At 65.4% G+C, this 18,412-nt stretch carries 17 protein-coding genes; 7 read left to right on the plus strand and 10 right to left on the minus strand.

Annotated elements, in window-relative coordinates:
* Positions 1-7: 7 nt before the first annotated feature.
* From G3480_RS08690 to aroQ, 10 genes are all read right to left on the minus strand, one after another.
* A complete protein-coding gene (locus G3480_RS08690) occupies positions 8-1,627 on the minus strand; it encodes a tetratricopeptide repeat-containing response regulator (protein ID WP_164653479.1) in 1,620 nt (539 codons plus the stop codon).
* Between the two features lie 198 nt (positions 1,628-1,825).
* Positions 1,826-3,109: a phosphoribosylamine--glycine ligase gene (gene purD / locus G3480_RS08695; RefSeq protein ID WP_164653480.1), complete on the minus strand. Its 1,284-nt coding sequence runs from the start codon at positions 3,107-3,109 to the stop codon at positions 1,826-1,828.
* A gap of 401 nt (positions 3,110-3,510) precedes the next feature.
* Positions 3,511-4,287: an acyl-ACP--UDP-N-acetylglucosamine O-acyltransferase gene (gene lpxA / locus G3480_RS08700; protein ID WP_164653481.1), complete on the minus strand. Its 777-nt coding sequence runs from the start codon at positions 4,285-4,287 to the stop codon at positions 3,511-3,513.
* A 201-nt stretch (positions 4,288-4,488) separates the two neighbouring features.
* Positions 4,489-6,048 carry a bifunctional phosphoribosylaminoimidazolecarboxamide formyltransferase/IMP cyclohydrolase gene (purH, locus tag G3480_RS08705; protein WP_164653482.1) on the minus strand — a complete coding sequence of 520 codons (1,560 nt, stop codon included), beginning with the start codon at positions 6,046-6,048 and terminating at the stop codon, positions 4,489-4,491.
* Positions 6,049-6,118: 70 nt separating this feature from the next.
* On the minus strand, positions 6,119-6,421 hold the full coding sequence (locus G3480_RS08710) for a helix-turn-helix domain-containing protein (protein ID WP_164653483.1): 303 nt from the start codon (positions 6,419-6,421) through the stop codon (positions 6,119-6,121).
* Entirely contained in the window at positions 6,418-7,464 is a 1,047-nt protein-coding gene (gene dusB / locus G3480_RS08715; protein WP_164653484.1) for a tRNA dihydrouridine synthase DusB, read from the minus strand. The genes G3480_RS08710 and dusB overlap by 4 nt, the downstream gene beginning before the upstream one ends.
* A 46-nt stretch (positions 7,465-7,510) precedes the next feature.
* Complete coding sequence (gene prmA, locus G3480_RS08720) at positions 7,511-8,404, minus strand: 50S ribosomal protein L11 methyltransferase (RefSeq protein ID WP_164653485.1); 894 nt, start codon at positions 8,402-8,404, stop codon at positions 7,511-7,513.
* A gap of 9 nt (positions 8,405-8,413) precedes the next feature.
* Positions 8,414-9,763, minus strand: coding sequence for an acetyl-CoA carboxylase biotin carboxylase subunit (accC, locus tag G3480_RS08725; protein ID WP_164653486.1), 1,350 nt, complete (start codon positions 9,761-9,763; stop codon positions 8,414-8,416).
* A gap of 88 nt (positions 9,764-9,851) precedes the next feature.
* Positions 9,852-10,307, minus strand: a complete 456-nt coding sequence (accB, locus tag G3480_RS08730) for an acetyl-CoA carboxylase biotin carboxyl carrier protein (RefSeq protein WP_164653487.1) — start codon at positions 10,305-10,307, stop codon at positions 9,852-9,854.
* A 17-nt stretch (positions 10,308-10,324) separates the two neighbouring features.
* Positions 10,325-10,774, minus strand: a complete 450-nt coding sequence (gene aroQ, locus G3480_RS08735; RefSeq protein ID WP_164653488.1) for a type II 3-dehydroquinate dehydratase — start codon at positions 10,772-10,774, stop codon at positions 10,325-10,327.
* A 348-nt stretch (positions 10,775-11,122) separates the two neighbouring features.
* Between aroQ and G3480_RS08740 the strand changes: the two genes are divergently transcribed.
* The 7 genes from G3480_RS08740 to G3480_RS08770 all read left to right on the plus strand — a co-directional run bounded on the left by G3480_RS08740 (position 11,123) and on the right by G3480_RS08770 (position 18,401).
* The gene (locus G3480_RS08740; RefSeq protein WP_164653489.1) at positions 11,123-11,719 is read left to right on the plus strand and encodes a LolA-related protein; all 597 of its coding nucleotides are present in this window, start codon (positions 11,123-11,125) and stop codon (positions 11,717-11,719) included.
* On the plus strand, positions 11,716-14,088 hold the full coding sequence (locus G3480_RS08745) for an MMPL family transporter (RefSeq protein ID WP_164653490.1): 2,373 nt from the start codon (positions 11,716-11,718) through the stop codon (positions 14,086-14,088). Before G3480_RS08740 ends, G3480_RS08745 begins: the two co-directional genes overlap by 4 nt.
* Before the next feature lie 26 nt (positions 14,089-14,114).
* The gene (locus G3480_RS08750) at positions 14,115-14,978 is read left to right on the plus strand and encodes a polysaccharide deacetylase family protein (protein WP_206171595.1); all 864 of its coding nucleotides are present in this window, start codon (positions 14,115-14,117) and stop codon (positions 14,976-14,978) included.
* Entirely contained in the window at positions 14,975-15,772 is a 798-nt protein-coding gene (locus G3480_RS08755; protein WP_164653491.1) for a class I SAM-dependent methyltransferase, read from the plus strand. Before G3480_RS08750 ends, G3480_RS08755 begins: the two co-directional genes overlap by 4 nt.
* Before the next feature lie 190 nt (positions 15,773-15,962).
* A complete protein-coding gene (locus G3480_RS08760) occupies positions 15,963-17,162 on the plus strand; it encodes a beta-ketoacyl-[acyl-carrier-protein] synthase family protein (protein ID WP_164653492.1) in 1,200 nt (399 codons plus the stop codon).
* Positions 17,155-17,961, plus strand: coding sequence for a beta-ketoacyl synthase chain length factor (locus G3480_RS08765; RefSeq protein ID WP_206171597.1), 807 nt, complete (start codon positions 17,155-17,157; stop codon positions 17,959-17,961). The genes G3480_RS08760 and G3480_RS08765 overlap by 8 nt, the downstream gene beginning before the upstream one ends.
* The gene (locus G3480_RS08770) at positions 17,958-18,401 is read left to right on the plus strand and encodes a hotdog family protein (protein ID WP_164653493.1); all 444 of its coding nucleotides are present in this window, start codon (positions 17,958-17,960) and stop codon (positions 18,399-18,401) included. Before G3480_RS08765 ends, G3480_RS08770 begins: the two co-directional genes overlap by 4 nt.
* Positions 18,402-18,412: the final 11 nt, after the last annotated feature.

The raw sequence follows: 18,412 nt of genomic DNA on the forward strand, positions 1-18,412 counted from the left end.
CTCGTTGTCAGGAGGCTCCGGTTGCTAGCTGGCGCAGGCGGGAGATGACATCGCCGAGACGCCAATCGTTTGGATCCAAGTCTCTAACGCGCTCGATGAAGTGCCTGACCGCAGTGATGTCATCGGCGGTCGCACCCATGCTCTCCATCTTCATGATGATGGCCTTGGCGGCGTTGAGGTTGATTGTCTTGTTGCCCGGCATCTCGTCTGCCGCGCCGCTCAGCAACTGAATGGCGGCTTCGAACTGGCCTTGCTTGATGAGACGCACGCCCTCGTTGTTGGTCTTGACCACCGCCTGCTGGATCTCACGGATGGCGGTCTCCGCGTCATAGTCCAGGTCGGCGTCTCGGCAGACCTGGACCACCTCCATCAGCAGCTCCTCCTCGTCGTGATTGTTGGCGATCGCTTCGTGGATGAGCTTCTCGGCCTTCTTCTGCTCGCCAAGCTGCGCGTAGGTCTTGGCCATCTCAAGCGTCACCTTGGAGGAGTGACGCGTTGTGGCCATCTGCTGCATGCTCTCCTCGGCCGCTTTCAAGGCTGCGGCGGCGCCTTCCATGTCGCCCTGATCCTTTTTGACGGTGGCGGTCGCCGTTGCGGCATAGAGTTCGGCCTCCTGACCGTTAGCGAAGGTCTTGCCGATGTCAGCGACGACCTTGAGGGCTTCGGCGTGCTTGCCGTTCGCGGATTTGGATTTGGCCAAGCCGGCGAAGAGCGATGGGTGATTGAGGACCGAGTGCTTGGCCAGGGCGACGGCGCGGCCGAAGGCGAGTTCCGCGTCGTGGGTGTTGCCATTGCTCAGCGCAAGCTCACCGAGGAGCTGCTGGCGGGGCAGGCCCCTTGGGGATAGCCGGGCGGCGCTCTGTATCGTCTTTTCGGCCGCGGTGAACTGCTTGAGCGCGGTCTGTGTCTTGGCCAGCCAGTCGTAGGCCGCGATCATATTCGCATCCAGGCCGACGATATGCTCGAAGACCTCCTGCGCAAGCGGGTATTTCTTCTGCCAGAAATAGACCTTGCCGAGCCCGAGTCTCGCCCAGGGGAGGTCGCGCGCGCCGAGCACGTCCTCGAAGATCTTCTTGGCCTCCTCATAACGCTTGGCCGTCAGCAGGATGTCGGTCTTGGTGCGAATGAGTTCGGAGAGATTCTTCGGCTTGGCGGCGATCAGGCGGTCTAGCTCGGAGATTGCGGCCGCATAGTCCTTGGCGATTAGGGCCTTGTTGACCTCGGCGAGGTTCGCCTTTGCCGCAAACAGCTTGGTCAGCCGGGTGCGCAGCAGCTCTTTGGTGAAGGGCTTGGCGAGGTAGCTGTCCGGCGAATACTCAATGGCGCTCATGACCATTTCGCGGGTGTTCTCCGCAGTGATCATGATGAAGATGGTATTGACCCCGATGAGTTGCCGGTGACGCGCCTCCTCGAGCACCTGTTGCCCGTCCTTGCCTGGGCCGAGGTTATAGTCGCATAGGATGACGTCGAAGCTCGTACGGGTGAGCTGGGCGATGGCTTCTTGACCATCTCGCGCCTGCTCGAGCGTGCTCACGCCGAGCGAGCGCAGCAGATGCCTGATCGCCGAGCGCATATCCGGGAAATCGTCGACGACCAAGAAGGATTTGTCCGAAAAGTCGTTCGCCATAGGACTGGGCTCCAGGTGCTTTGCACTGGTGGCTGTGCATTCCCGTTGCATTGCCGTCGGGCCGCAGCTGGGCAGATTTTCGCCCCTAGGCCCCAAGATCGAACAACCTTATCGTGTTCTGAAGGGCCCTGCCTGGCACTCGATTCAGCCTAGAGCTTCTTTGCCCTGGCGCGGCAGCGCGATGGACTCATGCCTCCCTTAGGATTCTCGCGCGATGGCACGGTGTCCAATGTCGCGTCGAGAATAGCATTGATCCCAGTGAATCCGATCGACGGCTTGATAGGCTAGTGTGTGCGCGGTCGAGATGTCATTTCCGAGAGCTGTGACACAAAGTACGCGACCGCCGCTGGTCACAACCTCTTTACCTTGGAGTTTCGTTCCGGCATGAAAGACCTTGGCCTCGCTGGCGGGGACCTCATCCAGCCCTGAAATGGGCTTGCCGCTCTCGTAGGCATCAGGATAGCCGCCGGCTGCCATGACCACCCCAAGGGCGGGGCGCGGATCCCATTCGGCGCTGAGGGTGTCGAGCTGACCCTCGAGCGCGGCGTGGCAGAGCGTGACGAGATCGGACTTCAACCGGATCAGCAGCGGCTGGGTCTCTGGGTCGCCCATGCGGCAGTTGAACTCAAGGACCTTGGGCGTGCCGTCCGGCGCGATCATGAGACCGGCGTAGAGGAAGCCAACATAGGGCAGGCCCTCGCTGGCGAGTCCGCGCACGGTCGGCTCCATGACCTCGCGCATGATGCGGTCGTGGATCTCGGGTGTGACCACGGGTGCCGGCGAATAGGCGCCCATGCCGCCAGTGTTGGGTCCAAGATCGCCGTCGTCACGGGCCTTGTGATCCTGGGATGAGGCCAATGGCAGGATGGTGTGGCCATCGACCATGGCGATGAAGCTTGCCTCTTCGCCGGTCAGGAATTCTTCGATGACGACGCGCGCTCCGGCCTGGCCGAAACGACCGGCGCCGAGCATGTCGCGCACCGCTTTCTCGGCGATCGCGAGGTCGTTGGCGAGGATGACGCCCTTACCAGCGGCCAGGCCATCGGCCTTGACGACGATGGGTGCGCCGACCTGGCGGAGATACTCCAGAGCGGGCTCGATGTCCGTGAATACCCCATAGGCGGCCGTAGGAATCTCGTGGCGGGCGAGGAAGTCCTTGGCAAAGGACTTGGAGCCCTCAAGCTGAGCCGCCGCCTGGGTCGGGCCGAAGCAGGGCAGTCCGGCGTCCTGGAAGGCATCGACCACGCCGGCGACCAGCGGCACCTCTGGGCCGACGATGGTCAATTCGATCGACTCTCGGCGCGCAAAGCCCAGCAGTCCGAAGATGTCATCGGCGGCGATGGGGACGTTCTCTAGGCCAGGCTCACGCGCGGTACCACCGTTTCCGGGCGCGACAAAGACCTTCTCTGCAAGGGGCGATTGGGCGGCTTTCCAGGCGAGCGCGTGCTCGCGTCCACCGCCACCGATGATTAAAACCTTCATGTAAGTCTCCGCAAGACGCGTCCTAGGAGTCCTTCAGTGCGGGTGGGCGACTGAATGCGCCCCTCCACCCGTCCATCGGGGCCTCGACGATGATTTTCAGACGGCCTCTTAGCTAGGATGTAGGGTGATTTCTGTCAAAGTGTATCCCCGCTGACGACTTGTCTCGAGGCCCGTCTTGCGCGTCGCAGCGGCGGTCACAGCGCCCGGTGATGCTCCCGCCGCTGCTCCTTGACGGCAAACCTCGGTCCGGCGCCATCAGGTCTGAGCTTTTCCGACAACCGCCTAAGGGGATAAGAGGTCGCGGATTATAGTCCGCACCAGCGGGCGCGGTCGCGATCCTTCCGGCCTGGGGCCGTCTCGGTGAGTCGCCTCAAGAACTGGGCGCGGGAATCCGACGGCGGCTAGCCGAAGGAGATCAAGCCGCGCTGGCTCGTCCGGACAAATGCCAGGATCTCGTCTGTCTCTGGTCCCGGGTAGTCGCGCTGGGCGCTCGAGAGGGCTTCGTCGCGCGGCAGTCCGGACTTGAACAGCAGGCGGTAGACCGCTTTGATCCGGCTGCGTTGCGCCTGCGAGAAACCGTTGCGTCTCAAACCCACCACGTTGAGGCCGAGCATGCGGGCGCGGTGGCCGTCTGCCAGGGCAAAGGGCGGCACGTCCTGAGGGACGCCGGTCACTCCCGCAATCATGGCGTAGGCGCCGATGCGACAGAATTGATGCACGGCGACCTGGCCGGACACAAAGCAGTGATGCGCGACCTCGACATGACCGGCGAGGGTTGCCGTGTTGGCGAAGATGTTGTGATCGCCAACGATGCAATCGTGCCCCGCGTGCGAGAAGGCCATCCAGTAATTGTGGCTGCCGATCCGCGTACCTTCCTCGGACTTGACCCCGCAGCTGATGTTGACGCCTTCCTTGAAATGGTTGTGGTCGCCAATGGTCAGGGGCCTGGCCTTGTCTGGCGTGAAGGTCAGATCCTGCGGCTCGGAGCCCAGGGTGACGCCGTGACAGACCCGGTTGTTGGCGCCCATGCGGGTGTTGGCGTAGATGCGCACGCAGCTCTCGATGCGGCACCCCTCGCCGATCACGGCACCGGCCTCGACGATCGAGTAGGGGCCGATGCTGACGGACGGGTGGACGGACGCACCGTCCTCAATGATGGCGGTCGGGTGGATCTTCATTCTTTAGCCGATCACCTAAGCAAAGTCTCCATCAACAACTTCCCCCCTTTCGCAAAGGGGGGCCAGGGGGGATTTCGGACGGGATCGCTCACATCGGGAAACAATTGATGGACGCTCTCTAAGGATGGGCAGAGCCCCTGTGATGAGGTTCATCCGAAGCGCGAGCCTTCTACGGGCGTGCCCATCCTGCCGAGCGTCATCTCAATGCCTAAAGTGCCGCATGCCGGTGAAGACCATGGCGATACCGTGCTCATTGGCGGCGGCGATGACTTCCTCGTCACGCATGGAGCCGCCTGGCTGGATGACGGCGGTGATGCCGGCCTCGGCGGCCTGGTCGATGCCGTCGCGGAAGGGGAAGAAGGCGTCCGAGGCCATGACCGAACCCACGACGGCGAGGTCCGCCTGTTCGGCCTTGATGCGGGCGATGCGCGCCGAGTTGACCCGGCTCATCTGTCCGGCGCCGACGCCAATGGTCATGCGGTCGCGACCGTAGACGATGGCATTGGACTTGACGAACTTGGCCACGCGCCAGGTGAATAGCAGGTCTTCCAGCTCCTTGTCCGAGGGTGCGCGGTCGGTGACGACGCGGGTCTCATTGCTGAGCTGCAAGTCGGCGTCCTGGACCAGCAGTCCACCGTTGACGCGCTTGAAGTCGAGCCGGTGGATGGCCTCGCTCGCCCAGTCTCCGCACTCCAGCAGGCGGACATTCTTTTTCGCGGCAACTGCCTCGACGGCGGTCTGCGAGACCTTGGGGGCGATGATGACCTCGACGAACTGACGCGCGACGATGGCGCTGGCGGTCTCGCCGTCGAGCTCGCCGTTGAAGGCGATGATGCCGCCGAAGGCCGATTCGGGATCCGTGCTGTAGGCGCGGTCATAGGCCTCGAGCAGGCTGCTTCCGAGCGCGACGCCGCAGGGATTGGCGTGCTTGACGATGACGCAGGCCGGCGCCTCGTCGAACTGTTTGACGCATTCCACTGCGGCGTCCGTGTCGGCGATGTTGTTGTAGGACAGCTCTTTGCCTTGCAGCTGCCGTGCAGTGGCGATGCCGGCCTCTTCGATCTGGTGCTCGACGAAGAAGGCGGCCTTCTGATGCGGGTTCTCGCCGTAGCGCATGGACTGGCTGCGCTTGAGCTGCAGGCTCAGGGTGCGCGGGAAGTCGGCTGGTCCATCGGCCTGAGCACGCGCGCCCAGATAGTTGGCGATGGCGCCGTCATAGCGCGCGGTGTGCTCGAAGGCCTTGGCCGCGAGATCGAACCTGGTGGCATCGCTGACGCCGCCATCGGCCTTGATCTCTTCGGACACGCGGCCATAGTCGGCCGCGTCCACCACCACGGTGACGCTGGCGTGGTTCTTGGCGGCGGCCCGCAGCAGGGTGGGCCCGCCGATGTCGATGTTCTCGATGGCGGTGGCGAGGTCGCAGTCGGGCTTCGCCACCGTGGCCTCGAAGGGGTAGAGATTGACCACCACCAGATCGATGGCGGCGATGTCGTTGTCGGCCATCACCTGGTCGTCGACACCGCGGCGGCCGAGGATGCCGCCGTGGATACGCGGATGCAGCGTCTTGACGCGGCCGTCCATCATCTCCGGGAAGCCGGTGTGCTCGGAGACCTCGGTCACCGCGATGCCGCTCTCGGTGAGCAGTCGGGCGGTGCCGCCGGTGGAGAGGATCTCGACGCCGTGCTCGGCGAGCTGGCGGGCGAAGTCGACCAGACCGGTCTTGTCTGAGACGCTGATGAGGGCGCGTTGAATGGCTTGCATCGGGGGGATATCCGGATCTCGATTTTAGGGTCTAAGTGAGGCGTCGGGTCTCTTGAAGCACGGGACGCGGCTAACGCTCGATCCCGTAGTCGCTGAGTCGCTTGCGCAGGGTGTTACGGGTCATGCCGAGTATCTTGGCGGCGTGGCTGAGGTTGCCCTTAGTGTGCTCTAGAACCGTTTCGAACAGCGGGCGCTCGACCTCTTCCATCACCAGGCGGTAGAGCCCCTTGATCTCATGATCGGCCATATTCTCGAGGTAGGACCCGAGCGCTTCCCGAACGCATTTGCTCAGCGGGTCGGTACGGTCGGCATCGCTGATCGTTAGCCCCGTTGCCGCCGTTTTTGGTGCTTGCCGCGCAGCTTCGGCTCTCATGCTGCTTGTGTCTCCATCTCGGGGCTGTGGTCGAGGAACGCGAGCGCCTGAGATAACTGATCTGCAGGGCTCTCGGTTCGGTTGATGGCTTGTCTGAAGGCCGCCGCGCCATGCAGCTTTCGGCAGTACCAGCCGATGTGCTTGCGCGCGATCCGGACACCCTGAGGCTCGCCATAGAAGGCATAGAGCGCCTCGAGATGGGCTCGCACGATGTCCTTGATCCAGTCCTGCGAAGGGGCTCCGCCGGCGCCATGCGGTTGTGGGTGCATTGCGGTCTGATCGGATTGCCTTGGAGCCAGCGCAGCGGCGATCTCGCGAAAGATCCAGGGGCGTCCCTGGGCGGCGCGTCCGATCATAATAGCATCGGCACCAGTGTAGTCCAGAATACGTCTCGCCCGCTCCGGAGAGTCGATATCACCGTTGGCGATGAGGGTGATGTCAACCTCCTCTGCGATGCGGCGGATGCTGTCATATTCGGCCGGGGTGGCGTAGCTGCAGGCACGGGTCCGACCGTGCACCGTCAGGGCTGCAATTCCCGACTCGCGGGCGATGCGCGCGATCTCAACGGCATTGCGCCCCTCGGGTGACCAACCGGTGCGGATCTTGAGAGTGACCGGCGCCGCCACAGCCGCTACTACGCGCTCCAGGATGCGACCGACGAGCGCCTCGTCGCGCAGCAGGGCGGATCCGGCCGCCACCTTGCACACCTTCTTGGCCGGGCAGCCCATGTTGATGTCGATGATGTGCGCGCCGAGGTCGAGGTTGATGCGCGCGGCCTCGGCCATGGCGTCGGGGTCGGTGCCGAGGATCTGCGCCACGACCGGCCCCGTCTCTCCCGAGTAGTCGAGGCGACGGATCGACTTGCGGCTGCTCCAGAGGCTGGTGTCCGATGAGACCATCTCGGCGACCGCGAGCCCCGCGCCTTGCTCGCGACAGATGGCGCGATAGGGGCGATCGCTCACCCCGGCCATGGGCGCCAGGACGAGATTGTTGGCGAGCTGGTAGGGTCCGATGCTGAAAGGGCGGATGAGGCCGGCGCTCATGACGGGCGCTTCTTCGATTCGCGCCCGACCTGGCCGTGGCGCTCGATCATGGCGACTGCTCGAGCTTCCTCAAGCCGGTCATGCACACCCAGTCCTCACAGTGCTTGGTCGGGTCGAGTTCGACCCTATCCCTGTAGGCAGCGCAGACCGCGTCCTCCTGCTCGGCTAGGACGCCGGAGAGCACCAGCGCCGCGCCCGGTCGCAAGTGACTGATGAGTTTGGGCGCGAGTGAGACCAATGGGCCGGCCAGGATGTTCGCGAGCACGACATCGTAGGTCGTGTCCGGTGCCGCGTCCGGCAGATAGATCTCCATCCGCTCGGCGACTGCGTTGGCCGCGGCGTTGTCCCCTGTCGCCTCCAGTGCCTGGGGGTCATGGTCGATCGCGACCGCGCGCGCCGCGCCCAGCTTGAGGGCGGCGATGGCGAGGATGCCGGAGCCGCAGCCGAAATCGAGCACCTTCTTGCCGGCGAGGTCGGCGCCATCCAGCCATGCCAGGCACATGGCCGTGGTGGGGTGATGGCCGGTGCCGAAGGCTAGGCCAGGATCCAGCCACACCACGATGGCCTCTTTCGCCTCGGGCGGTTGGCCGTGCGGGCAGACCCAAAGCCGCTTGCCGAAGCAGGTCGGTTTGAAATCGTCCAGCCAGACGCGCTCCCAAGCCTGATCCTCGATGCGCTCGATCGTCGGTGGCGTGGCGGTCTGCGTGGTCAAGCTGGCCGCCAGCCGCTCGACCAGGGCCTGGCTCGCGGGGTCCGCCTCGAAGAGTGCGGAGACCAGGATCTCCGACCACAGCGGGGTCTCGCCCGGACCAGGCTCGAGCTGAGGCTCGTCGCCGGCGTCCAGCAAGGTGACCGAGAGTGCGCCAGCGGCCTCGAGGGCCGCCTCCGTGGACTCGGCGTGCGCGCGCGGCACCCTGAACTTGAGCTGTAACCAGGGCATGAGGGCGAGCTACATCCCGAGCTTCTTTTCGAGGTAGTGGATGTTGGCACCGCCCGCCAAGAAGGCACCGTCGCGCAGAATGGTGCGCTGCAGCTTGATATTGGTGTTGATGCCTTCGATGACCGTCTCGCGCAGGGCGTTGCACATGCGGGCGATGGCCGCGTCACGGTCTTCGCCATGGGTGATGACCTTGCCGATCATGGAGTCGTAGTGACAAGGCACGGTGTAGCCCGAGTAGATGTGGGTCTCGATGCGCACGCCGGGGCCGCCGGCGGCATGGAAGTCGGTGATCTTGCCCGGACTCGGCATAAAGGTCTCGGAATCCTCCGCATTGATCCGGCACTCGATGGCATGGCCGCGCAGCGTGATGTCTTCTTGGGCGTATCTGAGCGGCTCCCCGGCCGCGACCAGGATTTGCTCCTTGACGATGTCGACCCCGGTGATCATCTCGGTGACTGGATGCTCCACCTGGACGCGGGTATTCATCTCGATGAAGTAGAAATGCCCGTTCTCGTAGAGGAACTCGAAGGTTCCGGCACCGCGATAGCCGATGCTGCGGCAGGCGGCTGCACAGCGCTCGCCGATCTCGCTCCGCTGCGCATCCGTGATGCCGGGCGCCGGGGCCTCTTCCAGCACCTTCTGATGGCGCCGTTGCATGGAGCAGTCGCGCTCGCCGAGATGGATGGCGTTGCCCATTTGGTCCGCGAGCACCTGGAACTCGACATGACGCGGGTTCTCCAGGTACTTCTCCATGTAGACCATGTCGTTGTTGAAGGCCGCTGCGGCCTCCGCCTTGGTGAGCGCGATGGCGTTCAGCAGCGTAGCCTCCGAGTGGACCACCCGCATGCCGCGGCCGCCGCCGCCGCCAGACGACTTGATCATGATCGGATAGCCGATCTCGCGCGCGATCTCCAGGGTGCGCTTCTTGTTGTCGTCGATCGGGCCATCCGAGCCTGGCACGCAGGGCACGCCGGCCGCCTTCATGGCGGCGATGGCGGAGACCTTATCGCCCATCATGCGAATGGTTTCTGGCTTGGGGCCGATGAAGATGAACCCGGAGCGCTCGACACGCTCGGCGAAATCGGCGTTCTCGGACAGGAAGCCGTATCCGGGGTGGATGGCGACGGTGTCCGTGACCTCTGCCGCGCTGATGATGGCGGGGACGTTCAGGTAGCTCTGCAGGGCGGGGGCTGGGCCGATGCAAACGGATTCGTCCGCCAGCAGGACGTGCTTGAGGTCGCGGTCCGCCTCGGAGTGCACGGCGACGGTCTTAATGCCGAGTTCGCGGCAGGCGCGCAGAATGCGGAGCGCGATCTCGCCCCGATTCGCAATCAGGACCTTCTCGATGGTTGCAGCCATGATGGAAGTGTCTTCCGTTGGTGAAGGCAGATGGAGTCGAGGCACGGCCCTTGGCCCCGGGCGCGGGGCAGGGCGCGCGCCTTGGGCGTCATTCGATCACGAACAGCGGTTGGTTGTACTCGACCGGCTGTCCATTCTCGACCAGGATGCGTGTGACGCGTCCAGCCTGCTCGCACTCGATCTGGTTCAGGATCTTCATGGCTTCGATGATGCAGAGGGTATCGCCGGCCTTGACCGACTGACCCTCTTCGACGAAGGCCTTGGCCCCTGGCGAGGGCGCGCGGTAGAAGGTGCCGACCATGGGCGAGCGGATGACCTCGCCGGCGAGTTCTTCTTCCTCGTCCGCGTCCGCCTGTGCCGCAGCACCCGCCGCAGGCGCCTGCGCTGGAGCTGGCGCCGGCATGCCTTGAGGCATATACATCGGCATGGCGTTGCTGCCGTGGCGGCTGATGCGCACGGATTCTTCGCCTTCATGGATCTCGATCTCGGCGACGTCGGATTGCTCCAACAGCTCGATCAGCTTCTTAACCTTGCGGATGTCCATTGTTCAGTTGTTCTCGTTTACTGTTGGTCCTGCGCCAGACGGCTGAGCACGGCGCGCAGCGCCAGTGCGTATCCCTCTGCTCCGAGCCCGCTGATCACGCCCACCGCGACGTCCGAGAAGTAAGAGTGGGCGCGGAAGGGCTCGCGGGCGTGCACGTTGGATAGATGCACCTCGATGAAGGGAATGGCCACGGCCAGCAGGGCGTCGCGCAGCGCGACGCTGGTATGGGTGAAGGCAGCAGGGTTGATGATGATGTAGCTCACATCATCCTGCGGAGCCTTGTGAATGGCTTCGATGAGCAGGTGCTCCGCATTGCTCTGGAGGAACTGCAGGCGATGGCCCTCGGACTGCGCCGTCTCTTCGAGCGCGCGCTGGATTTGCGCGAGCGTCGCCTGACCATAGTGGCCGGGCTCGCGCGTGCCGAGCAGATTGAGATTGGGTCCGTTCAGGACCAGGATGGTGGCCATGGCGCCAGTTGCCTTCCAGACGAAAGTGGGTCTCAGAGGTCCTGCCGTCCTCAGGGAATCGGCGGCAAATCGCGGCGAATTGTCCGGATTTCCGCGGATTTTGTCCAGCAACGAAGAAGCGACTCCAAGGCGGCGGGCGCTGGCTCATGGCGCCAGGGTCGCTAGGGGGCGATCGGGGTGAGGCAAGCGCCTGCACCCCGATCGCCCTGTTGCGCGATGCAGTCTCTATCGAGGCTGATGCGCATGATGATCACCCTCTGGTTGCTGGACGCCTGCCCCGGGTTCTGCAAACCTTGCGCCGCCACGGGCCGCTCGGGGCTCTACACAAATGGATGACTACCCAGATCGATGACCTCGCCGCGCCTCAGGATTCGTGCTCGACTGATTCGGCTCTTCGTTTACGCAGTGCTAGGCGGCGTCCTTTCCGCGCGCGCCGCCGGCTTCGACCTGGATGCGCTCATGACGCTGCTAAGCGACCATCCGCACGGCCGGGTGAGCTTCGTCGAGACACGGCATCTAGCGCTGCTCGATCGTCCGATCGCGGCGCGTGGCGACTTGGTCTTTATCCCGCCGGATCGGCTAGAGCGGCACACTCAGGCGCCGCGTCAGGAGTCGGCGATCCTGGACGGCGATACCCTGACGCTGATCCGTGAGGGTCGGCGTCGGGAGCTGTCGTTAAGCCAACATCCCGGCATCGCCCTGCTCATCGGCAGTCTGAGGGCCGTCCTGAGCGGCGACCGCGCGCGCTTGGAGCGCGACTTCGTGCTCAGTCACGCAGGCACCCCGGACGCCTGGATTCTGGACCTGCTGCCGAGGGCGCCCGAGGCGGTGCCGAGCCTGCGCCGAATCCATCTGGTTGGCAGCCGGGGGCAGGTCGAGCGTGTCGAGATGATCGAAACCGACGGCGACCGCTCGGTCATCGAAATCGGAGACGCCTTGCCATGACGGCGCGCGGTCGACTCCTGCGCATCGCCGGCTGGCTCACGGCCGTCGGGATGCTGCTCGTCCTGGTCGTGAAGGCCGAGTATTCGGCCGATATGTCGGTCTTCTTGCCGCGCTCGCCCACGCCTGAGCAGGCCCTGCTAGTCGATCAGCTGCAAGAGGGGACCGTCTCACGCCTCACCCTCGTGGCCATCAGCGGCGGCGATGGCGCGCAGCGCGCCCAGGTCTCACAGGCCATGGCGGCCCGGCTGCGTGCGAGCCGAGCCTTCGATCTGGTCGCGAACGGCGATGAGGCCGCGCTCGAGCGCGATCGTGTCTGGCTTTTCGAGCATCGCTACCTGCTGAGCCCCGCGGTCGACGCGCAGCGGTTCGAGGTCGCTGGGCTGCGCGAGGCACTGATGGAGACGCTGGATTGGCTGGTCTCGCCAGCGGGGATGCTGATCGAAGACCTGGTCCCGCGCGACCCCACGGGCGAGCTGATCCAGATCCTCGAGCGGTTGGATCGGGGGCAGCAGCCGAGGCGTGAGCACGGCATCTGGGTCAGTCGCGACGGTCGGCAGGCGCTGCTGCTCGTCCTGACGCGCGCGTCCGGGGCGGACCTGGACGCTCAGGAGGCGGCGCTCGCGGCAATCGACGCGGCCTTCGCAGCGGCTGATGATGCCTTGCCGGGCGCCACCGCCTTCCAGTTGGTGAAGAGCGGTCCTGGCGTCTTCGCCGTCGAGTCGCGCGCGACCATCAAGGGTGAGGTGATGCGCATCGCGCTCCTCGCCACCCTCGTCATCGTCACCTTGCTGCTGTTTGTTTATCGCTCGGTGCCTGTGCTGCTCCTCGGGCTCTTACCCGTGGCGACCGGCGCCTTGGCGGGCATCGCGGCGGTCAGCCTCGGCTTCGGTGTCGTCCATGGTCTGACCATCGGCTTCGGGGCAACCCTCATCGGTGAGGCGGTCGACTACGGCATCTATCTCTTCGTTCAGCGCGGCGGCTTGGACTCGGATCAAAGCACCCTCTCGGATCTCTGGCCGACCATCCGCATCGGACTGCTGACGTCGGTTTGCGGCTTCGGTGTCATGCTGGGCTCCGGGTTCCCTGGGCTGGCTCAGCTGGGGCTCTACTCCACCACAGGTCTGATCGCGGCGGCGCTGGTCACGCGCCTGGTGCTGCCGGCCTTCCTGCCGGCCAAGCCCAAGCTGCGTGACTTGACGCCTCTCGGGATGGTGCTCGGCAGGGCGCTGCCCGCCTTGGCCCGGCTGCGCTGGCTGGTCCCAGTCTTCTGTGTGACCGGGCTGATCGTGACTTGGGTGCATCGCGATGGGCTTTGGAACGACTCGCTGCTCGCGCTCAGCCCGGTCTCGCCGCAGGCGCAGGCCCTCGACGCCCGGCTGCGCGCTGAGATGGGCGCGCCCGAGGCGAGCGCGCTCCTGGTGATCGAGGCGCCGGACCTTGAGACCGCGCTGCGTCAGGCGGAGCGCGTCGGTCGGGTGCTGGACGGTCTGGTCGAGGAGGGGGCGATTGCGGGATGGGATGGCCCCGCGCCTTTTCTCCCGAGTCTGGCGACCCAGCGGGCGAGGCTGGCCAGCCTGCCGGAGCCTGCTGTCTTGGCCTCCAGGCTGGCCGTGGCGACGGTCGAGCTGCCGTTGAAGGCGGACCGGCTCGAGCCCTTTCTGGCTGATGTCGAGCGCGCACGCGCAGAGGCTGTCATCGGGCCGGCGTCCCTAGCTGGAACCTCGTTCGCCCTTGCGGTGACTTCGATGATGATCGAGACGGGGCAGGGCTGGCGCGTGAGTCTGCCCTTGAGGGCGCCCTTCGATCCGGTCGGTCAGCTCGGGATCGACGCCGAGCGGGTGCGCGAGGCGCTGGCGTCCGTCGAGCATTCGAACGTCGTAAGCCTGAGCTTGCTGGAACTCAAAGCGGAGTCTGATGCACTCTATGCTGCCTATTTGAACGAGGCGATCGTCTTGTCTCTCATCGGGCTCGCGGCGATCCTGCTGTTGCTGAGCATTGCGCTGCGCTCGCTTGCTCGCCTCTGGCGCGTGCTCTTGCCCCTGCTCACGGCCGTGCTCACCGTGACTGGGGCGCTGGTGTTGGCTGGAGAGTCGCTGATCCTCATGCATCTGGTGGGCCTGCTTCTGGTGGTCGCCGTGGGATCCAACTACGCGCTCTTCTTTGCGCGCGGCGAGGCTGCGCCCGCGCCGCGCACCTTGGCCTCGCTGCTTTTTGCCAATCTGACGACCCTGGCCGGCTTTGGTCTGCTGGCGACATCCTCTGTTCCAGTCCTTCAGGCCATTGGCATCACGGTTGGACCTGGGGCCGTTCTGGCGCTGCTGTTCGCCGCCATGCTGAGTCGTCCGCGCGCGGCGGTAAACCCTGACTGATGGACCCTCTAGCGATGGACACTTTCGTGACTCAGGACAGAACCTCCGCCATGAATCCGCCGGGCCTTGTGGTGCGACCAAGGCGTTGGCGCCCGTCCTTGCTCATCTGGCTGAGCTTCGTCGTGCACATGGCCGTGGCGCTCTGCTGGCTGTGGCAGCCGGCCTTGTGGTCCTGGTGGGTCTTGGTGCTGGCGCTCAATCACCTGGTGCTGACGCTGGCGGGGCTTTGGCCGCGTTCGGCCTTGCTCGGTCCCAACTGGCGCGAGCTGCCGCGTCCAGCGGCGCGTCGTGGTCAGATCGCGATGACCATTGATGACGGTCCGGATCCGGCGGTGACCCCGGAGGTGCTTGCCCTCTTGGCGCGCCATGGCGTCAAGGCGACCTTCTTCTGCATCGGCGAGCGCGCCGAGGCTCACCCAGCGCTGGTCGCCAAGATCCATGGCGCGGGGCATGACGTTGAGAATCACTCCTACAGCCATCGCTACGACTTCTCGTTGCTCGGACCCTGGCGGATGCGGGCGGATCTAGAGCGTGCCCAGCGCTTGCTCACGCGGCTGACGGGCAGGGCGCCGCGCTTCTTTCGGGCGCCGGCTGGACTGCGCAACCCCTTTCTGGAGCCGGTGCTGGCACGGCTCGGACTGCACCTGGCGAGCTGGACGCGGCGCGGTTTCGATACCCGTGAGTCTGACCCCGGCCGCGTCCTTGCGCGTCTGGAGCTTGGTCTGGCTCAGGGGGCTATCCTGCTGTTGCACGATGGCAGCGCGGCGCGGAGCCCATCGGGCCGGCCAGTTATCCTGGAGGTACTGTCGCCCTTGATCGAACACATTCGTGCGGCGAAACTCCAGCCAGTCACCCTGCGTGAGGTGCTTGCGGAGATGGAAGCAGGATGAGCGAAGAGTTCAAGCGGCGTCTGATCGCGGAGGCCGCAGCCCCCTTCAAGCGCGCTGGCCGCTATGCCTATCACTTTGCGCGCGGCAAGCTGGGTGGAGATCCCGTCTTCGCTGCCATGCTGCGTGACGGTCTCCTGCCGCCGTCGGTGACTGTTCTCGACCTTGGCTGCGGCGAGGCCTTGCTGGCAAGCTGGCTGCGCGCCGCGAGCCTGCTCCATGCCGATGGCGATTGGCCGTCCGATTGGCCGGCGCCGCCGCACTTGGAGGACTATCGCGGCATCGAGCTGCAGCCGCGCGACGTGGCGCGTGCGCGCCGGGCACTGCCGACCGCGTTGCACATCGAGCACCGGGACATCCGCGAGGCGTCGTTCGGCCGCGCGAGCCTCGTTGTCATTCTCGATGTCCTCCACTACATCGGTTATCAAGACCAGCGCAGGGTGCTCGAGCGCATACGCACCTGTCTCGAGCCCGACGGAGTATTGCTCTTGCGCGTTGGCGACGCGGCCGGCGGGGTGCCGTTTCGCATCAGCTTGGCGGTCGACGCCCTGGTGACGCGACTGCGCGGACAGTCCCTGGGGCGACTGCACTGTCGCACGCTCGCGGACTGGCGGGCAGAGCTGAGTGTGATCGGCTTTGCTGCCAAGCCCATGCCCATGAGTGCGGGCACGCCATTTGCTAACCACTTACTGGTCGCGCACCCTAGGAGCCTGTCCGACTTGGGGGGATCGAAGCGAGGAAGTGGGAGAGCGAGGCCATTTCGTTCCGGTTTTGAGGCGCATAGTGGTTCTATGTAACGAAAAAGCGGGGCGAAAGGGACCCTTCTCCCGATTCCGCAGCCGATTCATCCTAAGTCGGACAGGCTCCTAGAGGGACGGGCTGATTGATTGCCTTTCCCGTGCGGACCCTGGATGGCGGGTGACCATCGACAAAGAGGGCCGCATCCATCGGACCGCTGCACAACCTGATGACCCAAAGGACGACTGCTTGAATCGGATCGCTGTCACTAAGTACACCTTGACAACCTGCCTGGGTCGCGGTGTTGCGGCGCACCGTGATGCCCTGGTCGCCGGCCGCTGCGGCCTCGCGCCTTGCCGCTTCGAAGACGTGGATCTCGAGACCTGGGTCGGCGAGGTGGAGGGTCTGGACGCGCCCAATCCATCGCCGGACAGGCGCGCCCATACCTGCCGCAACAACCGTCTCGCGGAGCTGGCGCTGGGGCAAGACGGCTTTCTGGATGCCGCGCGTCAAGCGGTGGGCCGTTATGGCGCTTCCCGCGTCGCCGTCTATCTCGGCACCAGCACATCCGGCATCCTGGACACCGAGCTTGCCTACCGCGTGCGTGACGCGGCTAGCGGCGGCTTGCCGGCATGGTTCGACTATCGTTCCAGCCACAGCATCTCCTCGCTCGCTGAGCACGTCGGTCGATTGGTCGGCGCGACCGGTCCGCTCGGCGTGATCTCCACGGCCTGCTCGTCCAGCGCCAAGGCCTTCGCAACGGCGGCGCGTCAGATCGCCTGCGGTCTCATTGATGCGGCCGTGGTGGGCGGCGTGGATACCCTCTGCTTGACGACGCTCTACGGTTTCAACTCCCTGGAGTTGCTCGCCAGGGGACCTTGCCGACCCTTCGACCGTGAGCGCGCTGGTCTGTCGATCGGTGAGGCCGCAGGCTACGCGCTCTTGGAGCGCGCTGCGCGGACCGATCTTTGGCTCACCGGCTATGGCGAGTCCAGTGATGCGCATCATATGTCCACCCCGCATCCCGAGGGGCGCGGCGCGCTCCAGGCGATGGACGCAGCCTTGGCACGCGCCGGGCTGCAAGCGTCCGCGATCGACTACATCAATCTGCACGGGACAGCGACGCCCTCCAATGACACAGCCGAGGGCAGGGCAGTCGCCCAGCGCTTCGGCGCCAGGGTGCCCGCCAGCTCGACCAAGGGCGCGACCGGTCATACCCTGGGTGCGGCTGGCGGTGTCGAGGCCGTGATTTGCCTGATCGCGCTCCATGAGGGGCTGATCCCTGGATGCGTCGGCATGACCGAGGCCGACCCCAGTATCCAGATCGGTCTTGATGCGCTGGCGCGCCCTGCGCCCTTGCGCAATGTGTTGAACAATTCACTCGGCTTCGGCGGGACCAACTGCAGCCTGGTGTTCTCGCGGGAGGACGAGGTGTCCGCACATGGATGAGCACGGCTTCTCGATGGCTGCGCGTGTCTCCGGCATCGGCGTGGTCGGGCCTGGGGCCGATGATTGGGGTGCGATGCGCGCGCGGCTCCTCAGTGAGAGCGGCGCAGCCCTGGCGACGACGCGGATTGCCAATCCCGAGGGGCTTCCGCCTGTGGAGCGGCGCCGCGTCGGCAGGGTCGTCAAGCTCGCCATGGCTGCCGGGATGGCCGCCTGCCGCGATGCCGGCATCGCGCCCTCCGTCCCTGCAACCGTCTTTGCCTCCTCGGGCGGGGATGGTGAGAACTGCCACGCGATCTGCGAGTTGCTCGCGGGCGAGGATCGGCGCATCTCGCCGATTCGCTTCCACAACTCGGTCAACAATGCCGCGTCCGGCTACTGGGGGATCGCGACGGGCGCGCTGTCGGGCTCCAGCGTGGTCTCGGCCTTCGACGGCAGCTTCGCGGTCGGTCTGCTCGAGGCCTTTGCCCTGGTTGCGACCGAGGGCGCTCCCGTTCTCCTCGTCACCTATGACCATCCCTATCCCTCACCCTTGGCCGAGTCGCGCCCCTTGGGTCCCGCCTTCGGCATGGGGCTCTTGCTCCAACCCCTGGATGCTGGGGCGGGGCCTGTGCTGAGGCTGATCGGGCTTGCGGATACGCCGGCGGATCGGCTCTCGGATCCCGCGCTGGAGGCGCTGCGCCAGGCCGTGCCCGCCGCACGCTGTCTGCCGCTCTTGAGTGTGCTTGCCCGCCGTGCGGCGGCGCGGGTGGCACTGGACTATCTGAACGGCCAGTGCCTGGTGGTGGAGGTGGCGCCATGACATCCCCGCTCGACCGCGACTGGATCCTGGCGCATATCCCCCATCAGGGCGCCATGTGTCTGAACGACCAGGTCGATGCTTGGGACGGCGACAAGCTATGCTGCACGGCCTGGAGTCATGCCTCGCCCGAGAACCCACTGCGCATTGACGGCCGGCTCAGCCCCTTGGCGGGCATCGAGTATGCCGCCCAAGCGGTTGCCATTCATGGTGCCTTGCATGGCGCGGGCAGCTCCCCCGGGATGCTGGGCAGCGTGCGCGGCCTGACCTCCGATTGCGGCCGGCTGGATACTCTCGAGGGGCCGCTCCGTGTCGAGGTCACGCGTCTTGGCGGCGACACGCGGGCCTTGCTCTATGCTTTCGATGTCCAAGGCGAAGGACGCTGTCTCTTAAGTGGCCGCTTGACCATCGTGCTCACCGCGTCGGCCGAGCCCTCGGCCTGACCGTCCAATTC

It is taken from the genome of Thiorhodococcus mannitoliphagus (assembly GCF_010915725.1).
Lineage (GTDB): Bacteria > Pseudomonadota > Gammaproteobacteria > Chromatiales > Chromatiaceae > Thiorhodococcus > Thiorhodococcus mannitoliphagus.

Coding starts and splice junctions, on each gene's coding strand:
- G3480_RS08690 (WP_164653479.1), bottom strand. CDS start 1,627: ATGGCGAACGACTTTTCGGACAAATCCTTCTTGGTCGTCGACGATTTC.
- purD (WP_164653480.1), bottom strand. CDS start 3,109: ATGAAGGTTTTAATCATCGGTGGCGGTGGACGCGAGCACGCGCTCGCC.
- lpxA (WP_164653481.1), bottom strand. CDS start 4,287: ATGAAGATCCACCCGACCGCCATCATTGAGGACGGTGCGTCCGTCCAC.
- purH (WP_164653482.1), bottom strand. CDS start 6,048: ATGCAAGCCATTCAACGCGCCCTCATCAGCGTCTCAGACAAGACCGGT.
- G3480_RS08710 (WP_164653483.1), bottom strand. CDS start 6,421: ATGAGAGCCGAAGCTGCGCGGCAAGCACCAAAAACGGCGGCAACGGGG.
- dusB (WP_164653484.1), bottom strand. CDS start 7,464: ATGAGCGCCGGCCTCATCCGCCCTTTCAGCATCGGACCCTACCAGCTC.
- prmA (WP_164653485.1), bottom strand. CDS start 8,404: ATGCCCTGGTTACAGCTCAAGTTCAGGGTGCCGCGCGCGCACGCCGAG.
- accC (WP_164653486.1), bottom strand. CDS start 9,763: ATGGCTGCAACCATCGAGAAGGTCCTGATTGCGAATCGGGGCGAGATC.
- accB (WP_164653487.1), bottom strand. CDS start 10,307: ATGGACATCCGCAAGGTTAAGAAGCTGATCGAGCTGTTGGAGCAATCC.
- aroQ (WP_164653488.1), bottom strand. CDS start 10,774: ATGGCCACCATCCTGGTCCTGAACGGACCCAATCTCAATCTGCTCGGC.
- G3480_RS08740 (WP_164653489.1), top strand. CDS start 11,123: ATGACCTCGCCGCGCCTCAGGATTCGTGCTCGACTGATTCGGCTCTTC.
- G3480_RS08745 (WP_164653490.1), top strand. CDS start 11,716: ATGACGGCGCGCGGTCGACTCCTGCGCATCGCCGGCTGGCTCACGGCC.
- G3480_RS08755 (WP_164653491.1), top strand. CDS start 14,975: ATGAGCGAAGAGTTCAAGCGGCGTCTGATCGCGGAGGCCGCAGCCCCC.
- G3480_RS08765 (WP_206171597.1), top strand. CDS start 17,155: ATGGATGAGCACGGCTTCTCGATGGCTGCGCGTGTCTCCGGCATCGGC.
- G3480_RS08770 (WP_164653493.1), top strand. CDS start 17,958: ATGACATCCCCGCTCGACCGCGACTGGATCCTGGCGCATATCCCCCAT.